20 protein-coding genes and 1 pseudogene are annotated in these 22,862 nt (G+C 62.9%); 10 read left to right on the top strand and 11 right to left on the bottom strand.

From position 1 onward, the window contains the following. Nucleotides 1–113: 113 nt before the first annotated feature. Together NCS58_RS12540 and NCS58_RS12535 are read right to left on the bottom strand one after the other, a co-directional pair. A complete protein-coding gene (locus NCS58_RS12540; RefSeq protein WP_061121419.1) occupies nt 114–677 on the bottom strand; it encodes a CNP1-like family protein in 564 nt (187 codons plus the stop codon). Between the two features lie 162 nt (nt 678–839). Then, a complete protein-coding gene (locus NCS58_RS12535) occupies nt 840–1,484 on the bottom strand; it encodes an RNA pyrophosphohydrolase (RefSeq protein ID WP_061121378.1) in 645 nt (214 codons plus the stop codon). Between the two features lie 246 nt (nt 1,485–1,730). On the opposite strand from NCS58_RS12535, the gene NCS58_RS12530 reads away from it, so the two are divergent. Both NCS58_RS12530 and NCS58_RS12525 read left to right on the top strand, forming a co-directional pair. Beyond that, the gene (locus NCS58_RS12530) at nt 1,731–3,467 is read left to right on the top strand and encodes a proline--tRNA ligase (protein ID WP_250538538.1); all 1,737 of its coding nucleotides are present in this window, start codon (nt 1,731–1,733) and stop codon (nt 3,465–3,467) included. Next, nucleotides 3,467–4,066, top strand: coding sequence for a MarC family protein (locus NCS58_RS12525; protein WP_061121380.1), 600 nt, complete (start codon nt 3,467–3,469; stop codon nt 4,064–4,066). The genes NCS58_RS12530 and NCS58_RS12525 overlap by 1 nt, the downstream gene beginning before the upstream one ends. Before the next feature lie 45 nt (nt 4,067–4,111). Here the strand turns inward: NCS58_RS12525 and NCS58_RS12520 are convergent, their stop codons facing one another. Both NCS58_RS12520 and ffh read right to left on the bottom strand, forming a co-directional pair. Next, complete coding sequence (locus NCS58_RS12520) at nt 4,112–4,663, bottom strand: hypoxanthine-guanine phosphoribosyltransferase (protein WP_061121381.1); 552 nt, start codon at nt 4,661–4,663, stop codon at nt 4,112–4,114. A gap of 119 nt (nt 4,664–4,782) precedes the next feature. Then, entirely contained in the window at nt 4,783–6,150 is a 1,368-nt protein-coding gene (ffh, locus tag NCS58_RS12515) for a signal recognition particle protein (protein WP_250477096.1), read from the bottom strand. A gap of 110 nt (nt 6,151–6,260) precedes the next feature. Between ffh and NCS58_RS12510 the strand changes: the two genes are divergently transcribed. From NCS58_RS12510 to NCS58_RS12495, 4 genes are all read left to right on the top strand, one after another. After that, nucleotides 6,261–7,169: an inner membrane protein YpjD gene (locus NCS58_RS12510; RefSeq protein ID WP_061121383.1), complete on the top strand. Its 909-nt coding sequence runs from the start codon at nt 6,261–6,263 to the stop codon at nt 7,167–7,169. 46 nt (nt 7,170–7,215) lie between these two features. Then, nucleotides 7,216–7,548, top strand: a complete 333-nt coding sequence (locus tag NCS58_RS12505) for a PP0621 family protein (RefSeq protein WP_250538537.1) — start codon at nt 7,216–7,218, stop codon at nt 7,546–7,548. Further along, a complete protein-coding gene (gene ampD / locus NCS58_RS12500; RefSeq protein WP_061121384.1) occupies nt 7,545–8,147 on the top strand; it encodes a 1,6-anhydro-N-acetylmuramyl-L-alanine amidase AmpD in 603 nt (200 codons plus the stop codon). Before NCS58_RS12505 ends, ampD begins: the two co-directional genes overlap by 4 nt. 572 nt (nt 8,148–8,719) lie before the next feature. After that, a complete protein-coding gene (locus NCS58_RS12495; RefSeq protein WP_250538536.1) occupies nt 8,720–11,719 on the top strand; it encodes a ribonucleoside-diphosphate reductase subunit alpha in 3,000 nt (999 codons plus the stop codon). A 165-nt stretch (nt 11,720–11,884) separates the two neighbouring features. Here NCS58_RS12495 and NCS58_RS12490 read toward each other — a convergent pair whose 3' ends face one another. Beyond that, nucleotides 11,885–13,282: an MFS transporter gene (locus tag NCS58_RS12490; RefSeq protein ID WP_061121386.1), complete on the bottom strand. Its 1,398-nt coding sequence runs from the start codon at nt 13,280–13,282 to the stop codon at nt 11,885–11,887. 123 nt (nt 13,283–13,405) lie between these two features. Between NCS58_RS12490 and NCS58_RS12485 the strand changes: the two genes are divergently transcribed. From NCS58_RS12485 to NCS58_RS12470, 4 genes and pseudogenes are all read left to right on the top strand, one after another. Continuing rightward, the gene (locus NCS58_RS12485; protein ID WP_035507762.1) at nt 13,406–13,618 is read left to right on the top strand and encodes a DUF3820 family protein; all 213 of its coding nucleotides are present in this window, start codon (nt 13,406–13,408) and stop codon (nt 13,616–13,618) included. Between the two features lie 681 nt (nt 13,619–14,299). Beyond that, entirely contained in the window at nt 14,300–15,532 is a 1,233-nt protein-coding gene (locus NCS58_RS12480; RefSeq protein ID WP_061121388.1) for a ribonucleotide-diphosphate reductase subunit beta, read from the top strand. Between the two features lie 103 nt (nt 15,533–15,635). Then, nucleotides 15,636–15,966, top strand: a pseudogene (locus tag NCS58_RS12475) (hypothetical protein). A 32-nt stretch (nt 15,967–15,998) separates the two neighbouring features. Further along, nucleotides 15,999–16,643, top strand: a complete 645-nt coding sequence (locus tag NCS58_RS12470) for a histone H1-like DNA-binding protein (RefSeq protein WP_086961579.1) — start codon at nt 15,999–16,001, stop codon at nt 16,641–16,643. A 237-nt stretch (nt 16,644–16,880) separates the two neighbouring features. Here the strand turns inward: NCS58_RS12470 and NCS58_RS12465 are convergent, their stop codons facing one another. The 6 genes from NCS58_RS12465 to accC all read right to left on the bottom strand — a co-directional run bounded on the left by NCS58_RS12465 (nt 16,881) and on the right by accC (nt 22,734). After that, nucleotides 16,881–17,360 (bottom strand): glycine zipper 2TM domain-containing protein, encoded by a 480-nt coding sequence (locus NCS58_RS12465; protein WP_061121390.1) that lies wholly within the window; start codon nt 17,358–17,360, stop codon nt 16,881–16,883. Between the two features lie 17 nt (nt 17,361–17,377). Beyond that, nucleotides 17,378–18,316 (bottom strand): carbohydrate kinase family protein, encoded by a 939-nt coding sequence (locus tag NCS58_RS12460; protein ID WP_250538535.1) that lies wholly within the window; start codon nt 18,314–18,316, stop codon nt 17,378–17,380. A 121-nt stretch (nt 18,317–18,437) separates the two neighbouring features. Next, nucleotides 18,438–18,938 carry a thiol peroxidase gene (gene tpx / locus NCS58_RS12455; RefSeq protein ID WP_250538534.1) on the bottom strand — a complete coding sequence of 167 codons (501 nt, stop codon included), beginning with the start codon at nt 18,936–18,938 and terminating at the stop codon, nt 18,438–18,440. A 126-nt stretch (nt 18,939–19,064) separates the two neighbouring features. Further along, a complete protein-coding gene (locus NCS58_RS12450; protein WP_250477092.1) occupies nt 19,065–20,402 on the bottom strand; it encodes a zinc-ribbon and DUF3426 domain-containing protein in 1,338 nt (445 codons plus the stop codon). Nucleotides 20,403–20,452: 50 nt separating this feature from the next. Next, entirely contained in the window at nt 20,453–21,355 is a 903-nt protein-coding gene (gene prmA / locus NCS58_RS12445; RefSeq protein ID WP_250490335.1) for a 50S ribosomal protein L11 methyltransferase, read from the bottom strand. A gap of 11 nt (nt 21,356–21,366) precedes the next feature. Beyond that, nucleotides 21,367–22,734 (bottom strand): acetyl-CoA carboxylase biotin carboxylase subunit, encoded by a 1,368-nt coding sequence (gene accC / locus NCS58_RS12440; protein ID WP_061121395.1) that lies wholly within the window; start codon nt 22,732–22,734, stop codon nt 21,367–21,369. Between the last annotated feature and the right edge of the window lie 128 nt (nt 22,735–22,862).

Below are 22,862 nucleotides of genomic sequence, written 5' to 3'. Positions count from 1 at the left end.
GGCTGAGTCCTGTAATGTACAGAACTCAGCCCTCACGGCCTTAGCCCAAACCTGTCCAACTTTGCGGGGTCAGTTCATCCAGCGGGCTTTTTGCACTTTGGCGCACCGTGAAATCAGCGCAGATTGATCGAGCTCTGCGTGCGCTTGTACTGCATGTTGTTGACGATCTGCTTCGCCGTACCGACCGGCAGCTTGCTCGCGCAGAAGTAGTCCTGATACAGCGCCGCCTGATACGCGTTCAGCTCGCCGTTCTCGATACGCTTGAAGTCGAACGCGGAACCCTGATCCCAGCCGTTCTGATCGTCGTTGATGCTCGCGTAGCGGCGCCATTCGTAGGTGTCGCAACGAATGCCTTCATAGTTGACGTTTCGCGCGCCCGCCGGGCTCGTCGCGACGATCACGTAACGCACGACGCCATCCTGACCGACCGTGAGCGTCGTCTTGTCGACGGAAAACGTGAGCGGCGTGTTCTGCGATACGGTGAACGCGATCAGATTCGACGCCTGCGGCAGAGGCGGCATGGTGTCGATCTTCTCCTCGGCCCAGGTCGATTTGCGATCGAGCAGATAAGTGAAGACGCCGTCGTCCTGCGTGGACGGGCCTTTGTTGCTGGAGCAGCCGGCGAGCACGGCAAGCACTGCCGCGGATGCCGCGATTACCGCGAGTGAGGCATTCACTTTCAATTGAGTTTTCCCGGAAACATGCGCGCGGGACACGAAGCGCCCGCCCGGCGGAACAAAGCGAAATGGCACGGCGAGAAGTTCGCCGTGCCATCGATCGAAGTCGTGTCGAGTGTCAAAGTGTGCGAGGAACCGCTGCGATCAGTCGCACGCCCGGGTTCACGATGAGCGCTGCACGATCACATGCACTTCTTCGCTGACCGTGCATTCTGCCTGAACCGCCGCGCCGGAGGCAGTAACGGCAGGCGCTTCGATCGTCATTGTCTGGAGCACGCGTGGATAGCGCGGCCCATGATGCGCGGCTCGCTCGCCGCGTTCGCCGCGGGAGTTGGTTCGCCGCAGGAAGCGGGACAGCTCGGTGAGAGCCATTTGATAAACGTCGCGCTTGAACTCGATGACCGCATCCAGCGGTACCCAATACTCGTTCCAGCGCCAGGCATCGAACTCCGGATGGTCCGTCGCACGCAGGCAGATGTCGCAATCACGTCCCACCATGCGCAGCAGAAACCAGATCTGTTTCTGACCGCGATAATGTCCGCGCACCTCGCGCTTGATGAACTTGTCCGGCACCTCGTAACGCAGCCAGTCGCGCGTGCGACCAACAACTTTCACATGCTCCGGTAGCAGGCCGGTTTCTTCGTGTAACTCCCGATACATCGCTTGCACAGGGGTCTCACCGTATTTGATGCCCCCTTGCGGAAACTGCCAGGAATGTTCACGCAGCCGCTTGCCCCAAAACACTTCGTTGCGCGCGTTCAAGAGGATGATGCCGACGTTCGGGCGAAAGCCTTCACGATCCAGCATACAGCCACCTTCAAATCCTTTAAAATTGCTTTGATTATAAACAGTTAACGGACCCCGCGCACCGGCACGAACCCGAATTCGGGGCACGTTTCCCGTGCAGGGTGCAAGGCGCTTTGCCAGGCCACGCGGAAGACGGCAAAATCTTCTTCCTTGCAATGCCGTCGACCGTTTCCGTCGTTCACCCTCGTTTCGCTTGCTCCGGCGCCGCAACGGCTCCGAAGCGCGCGCCGCTTTTGGAAAATTTGAATGAAAGCATCCCGTTTCTTCATCGGCACCCTGAAAGAAGCTCCCGCCGACGCCGAGATCGTCAGCCACAAGCTCATGATGCGCGCCGGCATGATCCGTCGTGTCGCGGGCGGCATCTACGATTACATGCCGATCGGCCTGCGCTCGGTGCGCAAGGTCGAAGCCATCGTGCGTGAAGAGATGAACCGCGCGGGCGCGCTGGAGTTGCTGATGCCCGCCGTGCAGCCCGCCGAACTGTGGCAGGAGTCGGGCCGCTGGGAGCAATACGGTCCCGAACTGCTGCGCTTCAAGGATCGCCACGAGCGGGACTTCGTAATGGGACCGACGCACGAGGAAGTCGTCACGGACATCGCGCGCCGCGAGATCAAGAGCTATCGCCAGTTGCCGGTGAACTTCTACCAGATTCAAACGAAGTTCCGCGACGAGATCCGCCCGCGCTTCGGCGTGATGCGCGGCCGCGAATTCATCATGAAGGACGCCTATTCCTTCGATAAGGATCTCGACGGTCTCGCCGAGTCGTATCGCAAGATGTACGAAGCCTATGTGCGCATCTTCACGCGCATCGGGCTGGAGTTCCGGGCGGTCGCGGCGGACAACGGCTCGATCGGCGGCAGCGGCTCGCATGAATTCCATGTGATCGCGGACACGGGCGAGGACGACATCGCCTATTGCCCGAGCTCGGACTTCGCAGCGAACGTCGAAGCCGCGGATGCCTTGCCGCTCATCGCGCAGCGCGCCGCACCCACGGAAGAACTGAAGAAGACGCCGACGCCGGGCGCAGCGAAGTGCGAAGCGGTCGCGCAGCTTTTGAACATTCCGCTCGAACGCACGATCAAGTCGATCGTTCTCGCGACGGACAACGAAGGCGCCGAGCCCACGATCTGGCTGCTGATGCTGCGCGGCGATCATTCGCTCAACGACATCAAGACTGGCAAGCTGCCTGGCCTGAAGGGTTATCGCTTCGCCACGGAAGCCGAGATCATCGAATGGTTCGGCACGCCGCCGGGCTATCTCGGCCCGATCGGCACGAAGAAGCCGGTGCGCGTGATCGCGGATCGCACGGTCGCGAACATGAGCGACTTCGTTGTCGGCACGAACGAGGTCGATTACCACACGACCGGCGTGAACTGGGGCCGCGATCTGCCCGAGCCGGAAGTGGCGGACATCCGCAATGTCGTCGCGGGCGATCCCTCGCCGGATGGCAAAGGTACGCTCGAAATCTGCCGTGGCATCGAAGTGGGCCACGTGTTCCAGCTCGGCACGAAGTACTCCGATTCGATGGGCGCGACCTTCCTCGACGAAAACGGCAAACCCGCGCCGATGCAGATGGGCTGCTACGGCATCGGCGTGACGCGCGTGCTGGGCGCCGCGATCGAGCAGAACTTCGACGACAAGGGCATCATCTGGCCGGAAGCCATCGCGCCGTTCGAAGTCGTGATCTGCCCGATGGGTTACGACCGCAGCGACGCCGTGCGCGAGCAGTCCGACAAGCTCTACGCGACGCTGCAGCAAGCGGGCATCGACGTGATCCTGGACGATCGCGGCGAGCGTCCGGGCGTGATGTTCGCGGACTGGGAACTGATCGGCGTGCCGCATCGCATCGTGATCGGCGATCGCGGGCTGAAGGAAGGCAAGCTCGAGTATCAGGGCCGTCGCGATACAGAGGCCACGCTGCTGCCGGTCGATGAAGCGGCGGACGTCGTCACGGCAAAGGTGCGAGCCGCGCTCGGGAAGTAATGCAGTACAACTTTCTGTCGGCGACGATCCTGCTGCTGCTGATCACCGATCCGCTCGGCAACATTCCGATCTTCATCAACGCGCTGCGCGGTGTCGCCAAGGAGCGGCGCCGCGTCGTGATCCTGCGGGAAGTCGCGATCGCGTTCGTCATCCTGCTGATTTTCATGCTGGCTGGCGATCGGTTTCTGCGCGCGATGAACCTCACGGATCTGTCGTTGCGCATCGGCGGCGGGATCGTGCTGTTTCTCATCGCGCTGCGGATGATCTTCCCGCATCCGGACGGCCCCATGGGCGGCGATTCGCGCGGCGGCGAGCCGCTGATCGTGCCCCTCGCCATTCCCGCGCTGGCGGGCCCTTCCGCGCTCGCGACGGTGATGCTGCTGACTTCGCAGGCGCCCGGCAAGATGCTCGAATGGATCGGCGCGCTGTCGGTGACGATGATCGTCTGCGCGATCGTGCTGGTCCTCGCGGAAAAGATCCAGCAGTGGCTCGGTGAGCGGGCGGTCACGGCGTTCGAGCGTTTGATGGGGCTCGTGCTCGTGGCGATTTCCGTCGAGATGATGCTTACGGGTATACGCACTTTCGTGCATCAGCTATAAAAAAAGCGGCCTCGGCCGCTTTTTTTACGTCGTTTCGAAGAGCGGTTACGCGCCTTCGGTCAGTGCCCGAATCGTCGGCAAATTCCGCCAGTAGCCCTTCGCATCCATCCCGCATCCGAAGACGTAACGATCCGGCACCTCGAATCCACAAAAATCCGGACGCAGCGGCTTCGCCTTCGGAATGATCTTCTCGCACAACACGGCGGACAGGAACGTCTTCGCGCCCATTGCCATGATGCGGTCGCGGATCGCGGCCATCGTTTCGCCTTCGTCGAGGATGTCATCGAGCACGAGCACGACGCGATCCTTCACCGATTCCGCCGGCGCCACGCGCCATTGCATTTCGCTGCCGCCCTTGATGGCGTTGCGATAGCGCGTCAGGTGGATGTAATCGAATTCGAGCGGGAAGTCGAGATGCGGCAGCAGCATGCCGGTGAACACGGCCGCGCCCCCCATGACCGAGAGCACGAGCGGGAAGTCGTCTTGCGTCGCCGTCTTGATGGCCGCAGCCATCTTGCCGATCGATGCGTTGACTTCGTCAGCCGTCACGATCTCTTCGGAGTGGCTGAAAATATGGAGGGCTTCTTCGCGATTCATAGGGAAAGCGGGGGAGAGGCTGACTTCTTAGTGTGGAAAAAAACGGCGGCGTGCGCCATATGATAAACCCGCGCTCTGCGCCACGTCGGGCGAAAGAGCGCGGGCTCGGTGAGGGCGTTTCAGCGCATGCCGGGCAGCATGCCTTTCATGCCGCGCATCATCTTCTGCAGATTGCCGCCTTTCAGCTTCTTCATCATGCCGCGCATCTGTTCGTACTGATTGAGCATGCGGTTCACTTCCTGAACGTGCACGCCCGCGCCGGCGGCGATGCGGCGCTTGCGCGCGGCCTTGATGAGCTCGGGCTTCGCGCGCTCCTGCAGCGTCATCGAATTGATGATGCCTTCCATGCGGCGCATCTGCTTTTCCGCGTTGTTCATGTCCGCGCCTTGCGCGGCCTGCTGGAACTGCGCGGGTAATTTGTCCATGAGCGACGAGAGGCCACCCATCTTCTTCATCTGCGACAGTTGTGCCTTGAAGTCGTTCAGGTCGAAGTCGCCGCCTTTCTTGACCTTGTCGGCGAGCTTCTGCGCCGCTTGCTGATCGACGCCGCGTTGCGCTTCCTCGACGAGCGCGAGAATGTCGCCCATGCCGAGAATCCGGTTCGCCATGCGATCCGGATGGAAGACTTCGAGCCCGTCGAGTTTTTCCGCGACGCCGACGAACTTGATCGGCTTGCCGGTGACGTGCCGCACGGAGAGCGCCGCGCCGCCGCGCGAATCGCCGTCGAGCTTCGTGAGCACGACGCCGGTGAGCGGCAGCGCGTCGTTGAACGCCTTCGCGGTGTTGACCGCGTCCTGACCTAGCATGGCATCGACGACGAAGAGCGTTTCGGCGGGCTTGAGCAGCGCGTGCAGCTCGCTGATCTCGTTCATCATCGCTTCGTCGATACCGAGGCGACCGGCCGTATCGACGATCACAACGTCGTGATAGTGGCGCTTCGCCCAATCGATCGCCGCGCGCGCGATGTCGGCAGGCTTCTGATTCGCTTCCGACGGGAAAAAGTCCGCGCCGACCTGCTCGGTCACGGTCTGCAACTGGCGGATCGCGGCGGGGCGATACACGTCGACGGACACGGTGAGCACCTTCTTCTTGCTCTTCTCGCGCAGAAGCTTGGCGAGTTTGCCCGTCGTAGTCGTCTTGCCCGCGCCCTGCAAGCCTGCCATCAGGATGACGGCGGGCGGCGCGACGGCGAGATTCAGCTCGGCGGCCTTGCCTTCGTAATCGCCGCCGATCACCGCCGTCAGTTCCTTCTGAACGACGCCGACAAGCGCCTGACCCGGCGAGAGACTCGACACGACTTCTTCGCCGAGCGCCTTTTCCTTCACCTTCGCGATGAACTCCCGCACGACCGGCAGCGCCACGTCCGCTTCGAGCAGCGCGAGCCGCACCTCGCGCAGCATCTCCTGCGTGTTGGCCTCGGTGAGCCGGGCCTCGCCGCGTAGCGTCTTGACGACGCGCGCCATCCGTTGAGTGAGGTTATCGAGCATGGGGAAAAGGTAGAGAATGCGGCCCTTTTTCAGCGCGGGACGACTCGGCGCCCTGCGTTGCCGCAAGGGGGAAAACGTCGCGATTCAAGGGCCTAGTGTAAACTTCGAACATGGATATTGTACTGTATGCCCTCACTGCGCTTCTCTACGGCGGACTTGCCGTAGCGGGCTGGCGCGCGCATCGCCACACGGCCGTCGAGCCGGCGCTGGCCGGCGTGCCTGCGGGCATGGCGCCCACGGCGGCGCCGAAGATGTCGGCGGGCATGGGCGGATTGGGGCGCGCTCTATTATTAATAGCGTTGCTGGTCCACGGCCTCTTGCTGCACACGACCATCTTCCCCCAGAACGCAATGGTCTTCGGCTTCGCGTTCGCGCTCTCCGCGATGTTCTGGCTCGGTGCCGGCATCTACTGGATCGAAAGTTTCTTCTTTCCGCTCGACGGCCTGCGCCTGCTCGTGCTACCGCTTGCGTGCGTCGCGTCGCTGCTGCCGCTCATCTTCGGCGGCGTGCGCGTGCTGCCGTACTCCGCGGCGCCGATGTTCAAGCTGCACTTCCTGATCGCGAACATCGCATACGGACTCTTCGCGATCGCCGCGCTGCACGCCGTCCTCATGCTGATGCTCGAACGCCGTCTGCAGCGCATGCGCGGCATGGCGACGCGTCATACGGGCAACGGCTGGCTCGCGAGCTGGCTCGACACGCTGCCGCCGCTTCTGACGCTCGAAAAGCTGCTGTTCCGTCTGATCGCGGCGGGCTTCGTGCTGCTCACGCTCACGCTCGTGTCGGGTATCGCGTTCAACGAGCAACTGGTCGATCGCGCGCTGCGCTTCGATCACAAAACCGTGTTCGCCTTCGTCTCCTGGCTGATGTTCGGCGCATTGCTCACCGCGCGCCGCGTCTCGGGCTGGCGCGGACGCGCCGCATTGCGCTGGGTGCTGGCCTCGTTCGCCGCGCTGTTGCTCGCGTATGTGGGCAGCCGCTTCGTGTTCGAAGTGCTGCTGCATCGCGCGGTCGTCTGAACGCGTGAAGGCCCGAACGGGCGCACTCCTTACCGGCATTGAATCGATGCGAAATTTCCTCTTTCTGATCCTCCTCTTCTTTGTGAGCCAGTGGCTCCTGAAGAAGCTGCGCCGCGCGAACGAGCGCGCGCAGCAGGGCGAGGCCCAGGCAGGCGGCGCGGCCGCCGGCGGCGCCAACGGTGCGCATCGTGCGCGCAATGGCAGTGGCAACGGCGCCGCGGGTAGCACGCCGCAACTCGCCGATCCGCTGATCCGTTGCGCGCAATGCGGCGTGCACACGCCGCGCAGCGAGTCGGTCGTCGCCGCGGGCGAGCGCTTTTGTTGCGCCGATCACGCACGCCATTACGCGAGCCGCCCGACCGGCCGCGACGCGCGATGACCATGCATGTCGCCAGGCAAGGCGATCCGCACATCGACGCGCAAGGCTGGCTGAGCACCGCGACGCGCCTGCCGTCGCCGAACTTCGAGGCGCGTCCCGGCGACGCCGTGCCGACGCTCATCGTCGTGCACAACATCAGCCTGCCGCCGGACGATTTCACGACGAACTCGATCGCCGACTTTTTCCTCAACAAGCTCGATCACGATGCGCATCCGTACTTCGATCATCTGCGCGGCATGCGCGTGTCGGCGCACTTCGTGATTCGTCGCGACGGCGCGATCGAACAGTTCGTTTCCTGCGATGAACGCGCGTGGCACGCGGGCGTTTCGTCGTTCTGTGGACGCGAGCGCTGCAATGATTTTTCGATCGGCGTCGAACTCGAAGGCAGCGATCGCGTGCCGTTCGAAGACGCGCAGTACCGCGCGCTCGTCGCGCTCGTGCGCGTCGTCGTGAAGCGCTATCCGATCGACGCGGTGGCCGGGCATTCCGACATCGCGCCCGGCCGCAAGACGGATCCCGGCCCGCACTTCGACTGGCCGCGCCTGCGTCACGACAGCGCGCTGCCGCCTTCATTCTTTCCGTTTCAGTCCAACATCTGAGTGCTGCGTAAGGTCTTTCTCGTTGCGGCGCAGCAGGGTCGCGCGCGAGGCCTTGCCGTGCTTCGCGATAGCAAAAGTCAACCCCGCAACGGCGGACTCAGGGCAAATAAAACTTTTTGAGACTCGGCGGATGTCCACTATACTTGGTGCCGAAAGACGTACTTTGCACTAGATCTTGTGTTGTTGAGGCGGCGCCCGCTCCGATGAGCCGGCGCCGCCAGCTTTCCGGCGTAGAGAAGTTGGGCTGGCCCGGGGCGATGCGCGAGACCGCTTCTTCTTGCGAGGAGAGAGGTGTCGGGCGCATCGGGCGCCAGCGAGCAGCACCGTGAAGAAGGCATGCAAGCAAGCGCGAATTGCGTCGACCGACACCGCGCGCCAACGCGGGCACCGCATAGACGCCAAGAACAATGCGGGCCGTGAGCGCCGCGATTCGTGTTTCCAGCCTGCTGTATTCACAGCCTGGCTTTACCGTCAAAACACCGCGCGACTTTCATGACGATCTCATGACGCGCGCGGCATAAGTGATAAATCCGCGGATCATCCGCACCATTCGAACACCAGGAGTTTTGCACATGCAAACCACCGACAACGCCACGACTTCATTCGAAGGCGCATCCGCACAGCCGATGGCAGGTGCGCAGGCCACGGGCGCAGCACAAGCGCTTGCGCCGAACACGACGTTTGCCGACTACAAGGTCATCCGTCGCAACGGAAGCGTGGTGTCGTTCGAGCCGACGAAAATCGCGATCGCCGTGACGAAGGCGTTCATCGCCGTGAACGGCGGCCAGGGCGCGGCTTCGGCGCGCGTGCGCGAACTCGTCGAGCAACTGACGCAAGCCGTCGTGCGCGCGCTCGTGCGCAGCCGTCCGCATGGTGGCACGTTCCATATCGAAGACATTCAGGATCAGGTCGAGCTCGCGCTGATGCGCGGCGGCGAGCACAACGTTGCGCGCGCGTACGTGCTGTATCGCGAGAAGCGCACCCAGCAGCGCTCGCAAGAGCGCGCGCAGACGCAGAACACGCAGTCGCCCGAAGGCGCGATCAACGTGACGGACAACGGCGTCACGCGCCCGCTCGATCTCGACGCGCTGAAGGCGCTGATCGTGTCGGCGTGCGCGAACCTCGGAGACGCGGTGTCCGCCGAGCCGATCGTCGCTGAAACGGTGAAGAACCTGTACGACGGCGTGCCGATGAGCCAGGTCTACGACTCGGCCATCCTCGCCGCGCGCACGATGATCGAAAAGGACCCGGCGTACAGCCAGGTCACCGCACGCATCCTGCTGCACACGATCCGCCGCGAAATTCTCGTAGACGAAGTGACGCAAGCCGAAATGGGCGAGCGTTACGCCGAATACTTCCCGCTGTTCATCAAGCGCGGCGTCGAAGCCGGCCTGCTCGACGACAAGCTCCAGCAATTCGATCTGAAACGCCTCGGCGCCGCACTCGACGCGAACCGCGATCTGCAATTCGGCTATCTCGGCCTGCAGACGCTCTATGACCGCTACTTCCTGCACGTCGAAGGTACGCGCATCGAACTGCCGCAGGCATTCTTCATGCGTGTCGCGATGGGCCTGTCGCTGAACGAAATCGACCGCGAAGCGCGTGCGATCGAGTTTTACAACGTGCTCTCGTCGTTCGATTTCATGTCGTCGACGCCGACGCTCTTCAACTCGGGCACGCATCGCTCGCAATTGTCGTCGTGCTATCTGACGACCGTCGCCGACGATCTGGACGGCATCTACGAAGCGTTGAAGGAAAACGCGCTGCTCTCGAAGTTCGCGGGCGGTCTCGGCAACGACTGGACGCGCGTGCGCGCGCTCGGCTCGCATATCAAGGGCACGAACGGCAAGTCGCAAGGCGTCGTGCCGTTCCTGAAGGTGGTGAACGACACGGCCGTCGCGGTGAATCAGGGCGGCAAGCGCAAGGGCGCGGTGTGCGCGTATCTGGAGTCGTGGCACCTCGACATCGAAGAATTCCTGGAGCTGCGCAAGAACACGGGCGATGACCGTCGCCGCACGCACGACATGAACACGGCGAACTGGATTCCCGATCTGTTCATGAAGCGCGTCGTCGAAGGCGGCGATTGGACGCTGTTCTCGCCGTCGACCTGCCCGGACCTGCACGACCTGTTCGGCGCGGACTTCGAGAAGGCCTACGTCGCTTACGAAGAGAAAGCCGCGCGCGGCGAGATCAAGCTGTTCAAGAAGCTGCCGGCGGCGCAACTGTGGCGCAAGATGCTCGGCATGCTGTTCGAGACGGGCCATCCGTGGATCACGTTCAAGGATCCGTGCAACGTGCGCTCGCCGCAACAGCACGTCGGCGTCGTGCATTCGTCGAACCTGTGCACGGAAATCACGCTGAACACGAGCGAAACGGAAATCGCCGTCTGCAACTTGGGCTCCGTGAACCTCGTCGCGCACATGGTTAAGCAGGCCGACGGCAGCTACGCGCTGGATCACGCGAAGTTGAAGCGCACCATCAGCGTCGCGATGCGCATGCTCGACAACGTCATCGACATCAACTACTACGCGGTGCCGAAGGCGCGCAACTCGAACCTGAAGCATCGTCCGGTCGGCATGGGCATCATGGGCTTCCAGGACTGCCTGCATCTGCTGCGCACGCCGTATGCGTCGGGCGAAGCGGTCGAGTTCGCGGATCGTTCGATGGAAGCCGTGTGCTACTACGCGTACTACGCATCGACGGAACTCGCGGAAGAGCGCGGCCGTTACGCGACGTATCGCGGCTCGCTGTGGGATCGCGGCATTCTTCCGCAGGATTCGCTGAAGCTGCTGGAGCAAGCGCGCGGCGGCTACGTCGAAGTCGATACGTCGGAAACGATGGACTGGGCGCAACTGCGCTCGCGCATCTCGACGCACGGCATGCGCAACTCGAACTGCGTGGCGATTGCGCCGACGGCAACGATCTCGAACATCATCGGCGTGTCGGCGTGCATCGAGCCGACGTTCCAGAACCTGTACGTGAAGTCGAATCTGTCGGGCGAATTCACGGTTGTGAACGACTACCTCGTGCGTGACCTGAAGGCGCGCGGCCTGTGGGACGAAGTGATGGTGTCGGACCTGAAGTATTTCGACGGCACGCTCTCGCGCATCGACCGCATTCCGGCGGATCTCCGCGCGATCTACGCGACCGCGTTCGAAGTCGATCCGAAGTGGCTGGTCGAGGCGGCATCGCGCCGTCAGAAGTGGATCGATCAGGCGCAGTCGCTGAACATCTACATGGCGGGCGCGTCGGGCAAGAAGCTCGACGAGGTCTACAAGCTCGCGTGGATTCGCGGCCTCAAGACCACGTACTACCTCCGCACGATGGCCGCGACGCACGTCGAGAAGTCGACGGTCGCGCACGGCGCGCTGAACGCGGTGCCGTCGGGCGATGGTGGCTCGGGCGCATCAGGTGCGCAAGGCGGGTTCGGTGGCGTGTCGGGTGGTGCGTCGTCGGGCGTGGGCGGTTTCAATGCCGCGGCAGCGAGCGCGCCGGCAGTGGAAGCCGACGGCCCCGTCTGCATGATGCGTCCCGGCGATCCGGGCTTCGACGAGTGCGAGGCTTGCCAGTAAGCGTCGATTGAGCCGGTCGGGCGGGCCGGCATCGGAGCGGTGTAATGCTCCGGTGCTGGTCCGTTTTTTTTTTTGCTTTCGGCGGGTCCGTTTTCTTGTTGGTCTATTGGGGCGGTTGTTGAACAAACAGCGCGGTGACGGAAGAACCAACGCCGTACAAAGAACTCACCCCCGCGTGCCACGCGAAATCTCCGACCCGGCATCGTGCGCGAGCCGCGCGGTGATCGGCATCGAAAGAAAAGAGAACAGTCCAACGACGACGAACGCGGGCCAGAAGTCGGACCATTGCACGCTCGAATGACCGTTCAGATACTGCGATAGCTCGAGCGTAATGCCCGCAACCGTTACACCGAGACCGAGCGACACCTGCTGCACGAAGCTCGCGAGGCTGGTCGCGCGGCCGACGTCGCGCGTTTCGATCTCCGCGTACGCGAGCGAGTTGAGACTCGTGAACTGCAAGGCGGGGAAGAAGCCGCCGAGCAGCACGACTGCCCAGATCACCCAGGTCGGCGTGCCGGGGAAGAACGAGCCGCACGCCGCGATGGCGATGCCCGACAGCGCCGCGTTATAGAAGAGCGTCTGACGGAAGCCGAAGCGATGCAGCACGCGCGACGCAAGCGAGCGCATGAACATGCCGCCGAACGCGGACGCGCAGGTGATCGCGCCGGACTTGAACGCAGTCATGCCGAGCCCTTCCTGCAGCGCGAGCGGCAGAAGAAACGGCACGGCGCCGAGCCCGATGCGAAACATCGAACCGCCGAGGACGCTTGCCTGAAACGTCGGCACGCGGAAGAAGCGCAGATCGAGCAGCGGCTTCTCCGAGCGGCGCGCGTGGATGCAGTACAGCACGACCATCAGCGCGCCCGCTGCGCACATCGCAAAAGCGGTGCGTTGCGGGATCAGTTCGCCGCCGACGAGGGAGAGGCCGAGCAGCAGCAACACGCCAGCGCTCGCGGAGAGGAAGAAGCCGAACCAGTCGAGCCGTCCCGGATGATCTTCGTGCGAATTGGCGATGTAGCGGTTGGTCAGATAGATGCCGGCGATGCCGATCGGAATGTTGATGAAGAAGATCAGACGCCAGTGCAGGTAGGTCGTGATGAAGCCGCCGAGCAACGGACCGACTGCGGGTCCGAGCATTGCGGGCACGGAGAGGTAGTTCATCGCGCGAATGAACTCCGAGCGGCGCACCGAGCGAAAGATGATGATGCGGCCGACGGGCACCATCATCGCGCCGCCGACGCCCTGGATGAAGCGCGCGACGGTGAAGGGGCCGAGCGAAGTGGAGGCCGCGCACAGCAGCGAGCCGGCGACGAACACGCCGATGGCCGCGCGGAACACGGCGCGTGCGCCGAAGCGGTCAGCCACCCAGCCGCAGATCGGTATGAAGACGCCGAGCCCGAGCACGTAGCTCGTGACGGCGACCTTCAACGTGACTGGATCGCGTCCGAAGGCGCGCGCCATTTCGGGAATCGCGGTGACGATGACGTTGGCGTCGACGCTTTCCATGAACATCGCGCACGCGACGATGAGAGGGGCAATGAAAGCTTTGACGGCAAGCGGCATGGCGAATCGCGATCAACTCTCGGCGGCAAGAGCGGCGATTATGGCACCGATATGGAGCAGTCGCTGAGCGATCGAAGCGCGTTGCGTGGTGCGATGAACATTGAAACGAGGAGTGAAGAAACGATGGACCCGCAGGACCTGCAACGTCTCGTGACGCAGACGATGCCCTATGGCAAGTACAAGGATCGGCTCATCGCGGATCTGCCAGGACACTACCTCGCGTGGTTCGCGCGTGAGGGTTTTCCAGAGGGCAAGCTCGGCAAGCTGCTCGCGTTGATGCATGAGATCGACCACAACAACCTGCGCTCGCTGCTCGATCCGTTGAGAGGGCGATGAGTGTTTTTGCTGAGACGGGTTGTCGCGTAAACACGCTATAGGTTGTATTAGCTTGTTTTGCAAGCACAATATATTGTGGAAATACGAGACGTCAAATGCTAAACTTCGGCAACGAATTCGAAGCATGCGGCAGGCAATGACGAGCGGTTCAGCACACCTGCGCGAGTGTCTTCGAGTGGCGTGCGGCGTGTGTTCAATGACGAGCATCGAAGCTCATCGAAGAGGTGAGTGAAGGTAGCAAACCGCTCGCTTCTCGACACATGTTTTGCATCGCATCGAGTGTCGTCGAGAGACATCGATCGATGATCGAAGCGCGTCACGCTTCCATGCGTTCGAGACCGCACTTACGACATTGAGTCGATGCATGAAGCGAAACGCGATGTGCTTCGCTTCATGCATCGCGCCTCGGCCGCAAAGCACCGTGGGGCAAGGCTTTCAAGGCATCGATGAAACCGCTCGCAAGCACGCTGCGATGCCTCCGAAGTCACTCGATCAGGACCGCTTCACACACGATTCAAGAGATGTCGCATCGAGCTTCACACCTACGGCCGCGAGCCAAGTGTTGTATGCAGGTAGCAACGTCGAATCTAAATCGCATGAAAACGAGAATTTTCATGAGCAAACTCTTTTATCGCTCATGAAAAGATGGTACAAACCGATCTAAATTGATGGTGAGAATTTATGCTCAACTGGGATGACGAGACCACTGCCGTAGCTCCCTCGAGCGCTTCGCAACAGAACACGTTGCGCAACGCTCAAGGTACGGCGCAATTCGCGCAAGCTCATCAAGCTACCCATCAGACTGCTCAGGCGAACACGACGAACATCTTCTCCGATGGCTTCGTTCCGCCCGCAGCCGCTACACCGTCCGCCGGCGCAATCGCCGCGCAGAGCGAAGCGCGCGTCAATGTCGCCGACAAGCGCATCATCAACGGCAAGACCGACGTCAATCAGCTCGTGCCGTTCAAGTACAAGTGGGCGTGGGAGAAGTACCTCGCCGGCTGTGCGAACCACTGGATGCCGCAGGAAGTGAACATGTCGCGCGACATCGCCCTGTGGAAAGACCCGAACGGTCTCTCGGACGACGAGCGCCGCATCGTCAAGCGCAACCTCGGCTTCTTCGTCACGGCGGACTCGCTCGCCGCGAACAACATCGTGCTCGGCACGTATCGTCACATCACCGCCCCGGAGTGCCGCCAGTTTCTGCTGCGCCAGGCGTTCGAAGAGGCGATCCACACGCACGCGTACCAGTACATCGTCGAATCGCTGGGTCTTGATGAAAGCGAGATCTTCAACGCGTACCACGAAGTCAAGTCGATTCGCGACAAGGACGAGTTCCTCATTCCGTTCATCCAGACGTTGACCGACCCGGCCTTCACCACGGGCACGCTGGAAGCGGACCAGAAATTGCTGAAGTCGTTGATCGTGTTTGCCTGCATCATGGAAGGCCTGTTCTTCTATGTCGGCTTCACGCAGATTCTGGCGCTGGGTCGCCAGAACAAGATGACGGGCGCGGCGGAGCAGTATCAGTACATCCTCCGCGATGAATCGATGCACTGCAACTTCGGCATCGACCTCATCAACCAGATCAAGCTGGAAGAGCCGCAACTGTGGACCGCCGACTTCAAGGCCGAGATCCGCGAGCTCTTCAAGGAAGCGGTGGAGCTCGAATATCGCTACGCTGAAGACACCATGCCGCGCGGGGTGCTCGGCCTGAACGCGTCGATGTTCAAGAGCTACTTGCGCTTCATCTGCAACCGGCGTTGCCAGCAGATCGGGCTTGACCCGCTCTTCCCGAACGAGGAAAACCCGTTCCCGTGGATGAGCGAAATGATCGACTTGAAGAAGGAACGCAACTTCTTCGAGACACGCGTGATTGAGTATCAAACCGGCGGCGCGCTGACCTGGGAATAATAAAAATCCAGGACGTGTTGCAGACGAAATCGATGGGACGGTCAGGCAGCAGCGTGTCGCTCACGCGCGCCTGATCGACAAGGTTTAGGAGAACGGTCGCCTGATGCAAAGTGCGCCTACTGACTTGGCGAGCCGACTATCGGCACGAATGGAAGACAGGCGTTTTGCGATCCCTTCAATGGGATGGGCAAACTTCCCCCCGGAAAATGCCAGCGGCATGCTCGCTGGCTCGATCAAGCGATGGCCGGCGCCGCGAAGATGCGGTGCTGACTTAATTTGGCGCGCGGTGCCTCGGGGCACGGCGCGCCTTGCCGTATTCATTAGCGTAAGCAGGTGGGATCAGCGTACGCCGATGAATAATCCGCTTCGTAGCGTGCGCTGTGAGAGGCGACGCGTGGGAAGCGGGTTTTGACGAAGGGTGTTGTTTGAACTGACTCTCATCTTTAAAACCTGAAGGAGAAAAACCATGGCAGTTGCCAAGAAAAAACCCGCCGCCAAGAAGGCTGCAGCAAAGAAAGTCACCGCCAAGAAGGCCGCTCCGGCGAAGAAGGTTGCCGCCAAGAAGGTCGCTGTGAAGAAAGTTGCAGCGAAGAAAGTAGCGGCGAAGAAGGTCGCGGCGAAGAAGGTTGCAGCAAAGAAAGTGGCAACCAAGAAAGTCGCAACGAAGAAAGTAGCGGCGAAGAAGGTTGCAGCGAAGAAGGTCGCGGCGAAGAAGGCGCCCGCGAAGAAAGCCGCTGCGAAAAAAGTCGCGACCAAGAAGGTAGCCGCGAAGAAGGTTGCAGCCAAGAAGGCGCCTGCGAAGAAGGCCGCAGCGAAGAAGGCACCTGCGAAGAAGGCCGCAGCGAAGAAGGCTGCTGCGAAAAAGGCTCCTGCGAAAAAGGCTGCTGCGAAGACCGCAGCCGCTGCGCCTGCGCCCGCTCCTGCTGCGAAGAAGGCCCCCGCGAAAAAAGCTCCGGCCAAGAAGGCCGCTGCTGCGAAGAAGACCACGGCTGCTGCTCCCGCAACGACGGCAACGACCGTATCGGCGCCTGCTCCGGCTCCGGCCGCTGCGGTCAAGACGGCGTTGAACCCGGCAGCGGCATGGCCGTTCCCGACGGGAAGCCGTCCGTAAGCTCTCGCAGTACGCGACACCCAGGCACAGTGCGCTGTGCCCCTAGTCCGGGTAAGCCTACCCGGCCTGAACCCGTCGCCGGGAATCGGCGGCGGGTTTTTCGTTTCGGCGAAAGAAGTTCATCGCGCTTGCCGCTCGGTTCGAGCGCACAAAGAAAAAGCGCATGCATCTTTCGATACATGCGCTCGTGCCGGACGAATTGCTCGCCTTGCGGCGTCTATTCCTCCGCCGAATACGTCAGTGCGTGACGCGCGTGACTCCGCCGCTTGACAGCAGACGCACCCGCTCGCCCGCCTGGAAGACTTCGCCGTTCGCCGTCTGCGTGATCGCGCGCAGGTCGCCGTTGTCGAGGCGCACGGTGATCTCCAGACCGTTCTTCATTGCAACGCTATTCTCGACCGCGTTACCCGCGACGGCGCCAGCCAGGCCGCCGATAATGCCCGCGATGATCGATCCATTGCCGCCACCGATCGCGCTTGCCGCCGCGACGCCGCCGAGCGCGCCGCCGCCGATCGTGCCGAGGCCGGTCGGCTGCCCGTTGTTCGAACTGATCTTCACGCCGCGCACGCTTTCGATGGTTGCCATGCGTACTGTTTCCTCGCGCTGCGCCTGCGACGCGGTGTAAACGTCGGAAGAACTGCTGTTGTAGGCGCAGCCCGTCAGTGCGACCGAGCCGACGAGCGCCATTGCCAGCGCGATACGACTTACCGTTTTCATTCCTTCACTCCAATCACTCAGAACAGGCTGCTTCCAAAGGCCTGTTTGAAACGCTCTTCGATTTCGGCACGCGTCGGCGCGTAGGTTTGCGGCCCCTGATGTTCGATTTTCAGCGAACCCATCAGACTCGCAAGACGACCCGTTTTCTCCCAGCCAAGCTTGTTCTCGATACCGTACAGGAGGCCGCCGCGGAATGCGTCTCCGCAACCGGTTGGATCGACCACCTGATGCGCCTTCACGGAGGGAACGTCGAGCACGCCATCGTCATGGTAGATCTGAGCGCCGTGTTCGCCACGTGTGACCACGAGGGCGTCGACGCGGCGCTTGATGTCTTCGATCGACCAGCCGGTCTTGTTGCTCAGTAACTTGGCTTCGTAATCGTTGACCGCCACGTAGGTGGCGAGTTCAATCATGCGACAAAGTTCAACACCTTCGAGAATAGGCAATCCCTGGCCCGGATCGAACACGAACGGCACCCCGGCCCGCGCCAATCCTTCGGTGTGTTCGCGCATGCCTCGCGCGCCGTCGGGCGCGACGATGCCGAGCGAGATGCCTCGCGCTTCATCGGCGCGGTTCAGGTGCGACTCCATCATCGCGCCGGGGTGGAAGGCGGTGATCTGATTGTTCGCGAGATCGGTGGTGATGAAGCACTGCGCCGAATGCTGATCGGGCAGCACGCGCACATATTCCGTCGACAAGCCGAGCGCGTCGAGCCGGTCGACGTAGAGCTGCGAGTCCGCCGCGCCGAGCGTCGCCATGATCTTCGGATCGCCGCCCAGCAGCTTCAGCGCATAGGCGATGTTGCCCGCGCAGCCGCCGAAGTTGCGCCGCATCGTCGGCACCAGGAAGCTGATGTTCAGCATGTGAACCTGGTCCGGCAGGATATGGTCGCCGAAGCGGCCCTGGAAGGTCATGATGTTGTCGTAGGCGAGCGAGCCGCAGATGAGCGTAGCCAAGGCGAACGTCCTTTTTATGAATAGGGGCCGAGGAGAAAGATGCGCATACGACGCGCGGCGAGCGTTTCACCGCGCCTCGTATGCGCGGACCGCTTTCGTCAAAAGCGGTCCGCCAGAAAAATTACTTCAGTGCGGCAAGCGCTGCGTCGTAGTTCGGCTCCTGCTTGATTTCAGGCACGAGCTCCGAGTGCAGCACCTTGTTGTTCTCGTCCAGAACGACCACCGCGCGGGCCGTCAGGCCCTTGAGCGGGCCGCTCGTTACATCGACACCGTAGGCTTGCGCGAACTCGTGGCCACGGAACGTCGAAGCCGTCACGACATTGGCGATGCCTTCGGTCGTGCAGAAACGCTTCGCCGCGAACGGCAGGTCGCCCGAAACGACGACGACCACCGTGTTGTTCAGGCCTGCGGCCGCTTCGTTGAACTTGCGTGTCGAGGTGGCGCAGGTCGGCGTGTCGAGACTCGGGACGATGTTCAGCACCTTGCGCTTGCCCGCGAAGTTCGCGAGCTTGACGTCGCCGAGATCCGCGCCGACGAGCGTGAATTCGGGCGCCTGCTGGCCCGCGCTCGGAAACGTGCCGCTGACGTCGATGGGATTGCCGCCGAGGGTAACTTGACTCATGTTGCGCTCCAGAGAATTGTCAGATGCTGACAGGAAAATCGCGCGTACCGGGCCGTGAGGGCAGGGACGCGCGTCGTGTGCACTGGTCTGGCCGCCTTGCGCGTGACGAACGGCGCAAGGCCGCGATCACGGATAGAAGACCTGAACCCGGTAGTTCGCGGCGACCGCGTCGCCCGTATCCAGCCGGACGACGACGGGCTGCGCGCTTTGCGGCGGAAGGCCGATGGCGAATATCGTACCCGGTCGCGCGTAATCCTGCGGCCAGAGCACGCGACGGATCGCGACGTTGTTCTTGTCGTCGAGGAGTGTCAGTTCGAGCGCCGGATACGCCAGTGCGACATCCAGCCGATTGCGCAGCGACAGCTTCAGTTCGAGCTTGTGCGGGCCGTCGACCTGACGAAGGCCCGAGCTCTCGATCTGCAATCCGTCGATGTTGCGCGGCGGCGAGATCGTGCAGCCGAGCTGATCGCACACGTCCGAATAGATTACGTGGGAGCCGGGCACGAGGACCATCACGGATTCGCGTTGCCACCACGCGAGCTGCACGAGCAGCAGCAGCGCCAGCAGCACGGCGACGATGATGCCCACGATGCGCATGCCTTTCCTCGGGGCGACGCGCGCCGGCCCCCGCGACTCTCGCGATTCGCGGATAACGGGAAACGCTTCGTTCGCGCTGAGACGGCGCGCGGGGGCCGGCGGCTTCTTGCCGCCGAAGCCGGGCTCCGCATCGTCGCGCCATGCCGGTGCGACGGGTGGCTCCGGCACAGGTTGCACGGGCTGCACGTCCGGCTCATGAACCGGCCCGATGAACGGCTCCGCGCGATCGTCGACCGGATCGAACGGCGCAACGGGCGGCTCGCCGAGCGGCGCATCGGCGCCGGCTTGGGCGGAGTTCGCGGCGTCGGCATGCGGCGCGCCCACGCGGATGAACTGCTTCGGGCGCCCCGCTTCCCCGGGCAGCGCCGACGGCTCGTTCGCGGCATCGGCTGGCGCCGGCTCGGTGCGCGGCGGCGGAGGGCGATTCTGTCCCGCGGCCCCCGCGAACGCGGGAGCATCGCCGTAGACCGTGCGTTCGCTATCCGCGCCGGATCTGGAACCTGCCGGCAGAGACGGTGCATCGGCGTGGTTTGCCGGCGCGGCTGCTCCGAGTTCGAGGTTGCGCGGTGCGAATGGCCGCGGCTTCAGGGGGGCGTCGGGCAGGGCGGTAACGTGCACCGGCACATCGGGAGCAGGGCCGCCGCCGGAACTGGTCGTCGGGCCGACGGCGACATCGTCGTCGATGATCGCGGCATGCTGGGCGACAGCTGCCGCAGCCGGCTCATCGGGAAGCTCGAAGCGATGATGCGCGGCATCGAAAACTTCCTGGCAGTGTCCGCAGCGCACGCGGCCGTCGTGCGGCGCGAGCAGGTGCGGGTCCAGCTTGAACACGGTTTCGCAGTGAGGGCAGCGGGTTGCCAGCGCCATATAGAAAGTGCCGTTGGCCTGACGGCCTGATCGTGGAGGATGGCGCTATTCTAAAGGCTTTCGCGCCGCGTTCCCGCGAGGCATACCCAGCCTTCGTGCTCACGCCAGACGCCAATGTCGATCCATTTGGCATAGACCGCCGCCACTTCGTCGGCCTGTCGCGCGAGCACGCCCGACAGCGCGATTCTGCCGCCCGGCTTCACCTTCGCGGCGAGCATCGACGCCATCAGTTTGAGCGGATTCGAGAGGATGTTCGCGACGACGATATCGAAATCGCCGGCGGGGCACGCGTCGGGCAAACCGTAGGTCACGTCCGCGCGATTGCGCTCGCTGTTCTGACGCGCCGACTCGACCGCCTGAGGATCGATGTCGATGCCGACGACCGGGTCGGCACCACACTTCTTCGCGAGGATCGCGAGGATGCCGGAGCCGCAGCCGTAATCGAGCAGCGATTGCCCCGGCTGCACGGACTGCTCCAGCCATTCCATGCACAGCCGCGTGGTCGGATGGCTGCCGGTGCCGAACGCGAGGCCCGGATCGAGTTCGAGCACGAGCGCGTTCGGATCGGGCGCGTCGTGCCACGAGGGCACGACCCAGATGCGTTCGCCGATGGAAATCGGATCGAATTGCGCCTGCGTGAGACGCACCCAATCCTGCTCCTCGACGTCGCGCACAGTGAAAGACGGCGCCGCCGCGAGGCCGATCTCGTTCGCCGCCGCGGCGAGCAGCACGTCGGGATCGGCGTCCTCGGCGAGCAGCGCGACGACGCGCGAGCGGTTCCACGCACTCTTCTCGGGCACGAGTCCCGGCTCGCCGAAGAGCGGCTGCTCGTCGGGCGTGTCGGCGTCGGCATCCTCGACGGACACCGACAGCGCGCCGACTTCAAGCAGCGCGTCGGACAGCGCTTCCGCGTGCTCGCGATCCAGCTCGGCGATCAATTCCCGGTAACTCATGCTCGTGTCTCTCAGGACTCTTCGGCGACTGCCGCCTGACGCGCGGCCAGCTTGTTCTCGAGATAGTGGATGCTCGTGCCGCCTTCGACGAACTTGGCGTCGATCATCAGCTCGCGATGCAGCGGGATGTTGGTCGAGATGCCCTCCACGACCATTTCCGACAGCGCGATGCGCATGCGGTTGATCGCCTGCTCGCGCGTCGCGCCGTACGCGATCAGCTTGCCGATCATCGAATCGTAGTTCGGCGGAACGAAGTAGTTGGCGTACGCGTGCGAATCGACGCGGATGCCCGGGCCGCCCGGCGTATGCCACGACGTGATGCGTCCCGGCGACGGCGTGAACTTGAACGGATCTTCCGCGTTGATGCGGCATTCGATCGCGTGGCCGCGGAACTGAATGTCCTTCTGGCGGATCGACAGCTTTTCGCCCGCGGCGATGCGGATCTGTTCCTGCACGATATCGACGCCCGTGATGAGTTCCGTCACCGGGTGCTCGACCTGAACGCGCGTGTTCATCTCGATGAAGTAGAACTCGTTGTTCTCGTAAAGGAACTCGAAGGTGCCAGCGCCGAGATAGCCCATCTTCTTGCAGGCGTCGGAGCAGCGGTCGCCGATGCGCTCGATCAGACGCCGCGCGATGCCCGGCGCCGGCGCCTCCTCGATCACCTTCTGGTGACGGCGCTGCATCGAGCAATCACGCTCGCCGAGCCAGATCGAGTTACGGAAGGAATCCGACAGCACCTGAATCTCGATGTGCCGCGGGTTCTCGAGGAACTTCTCCATGTAGACCTGCGGGTTGCCGAAGGCGCGGCCCGCTTCCTCGCGCGTCATGTTGACCGCGTTGACGAGCGCCGCTTCCGTGTGCACCACGCGCATCCCGCGCCCGCCGCCGCCGCCCGCCGCCTTGATGATGACAGGGTAGCCGATCGTGCGCGCAATCTTCACGATCTCGCGCGGATCGTCCGGCAACGCGCCCTCGGAACCCGGCACGCACGGCACGCCGGTCTTGATCATCGTTTGCTTCGCGGTGACCTTGTCACCCATCAGGCGGATGGTCTCGGGACGCGGACCGATGAATGTGAAGCCCGATTGCTCGACGCGCTCGGCGAAATCGGCGTTTTCGGAGAGGAAGCCATAGCCGGGGTGGATGGCTTCGGCGTCGGTGACTTCAGCCGCGCTGATGAGCGCCGGCATATTCAGATAGGAGAGATTGGAAGGCGCTGGCCCGATGCACACGGCTTCGTCGGCCAGCTTGACGTACTTCGCTTCCTTGTCGGCCTCCGAGTAGACGACGACTGTCTTGACGCCCAGCTCGCGGCACGCGCGCTGGATGCGAAGCGCGATTTCGCCGCGGTTCGCAATGAGAATTTTTTCAAACATAGTGGGTCGGCTCATCAACGGGCTCGCGCGAGCGGCCCTCGGGGATCCAATCGGCGAAGCGCTTCTCGACGGATCGATGTCGCTTAAGCGCCGGCGCGGTAAGCCGGGGGGCCGATGCAATTCGCATC

The organism is Caballeronia sp. INML3B (assembly GCF_023631305.1).
GTDB lineage: Bacteria > Pseudomonadota > Gammaproteobacteria > Burkholderiales > Burkholderiaceae > Caballeronia > Caballeronia turbans.
The sequence above is the reverse complement of the archived record's forward strand: the minus strand, read 5'-3'. Positions and strand labels throughout refer to the sequence as shown.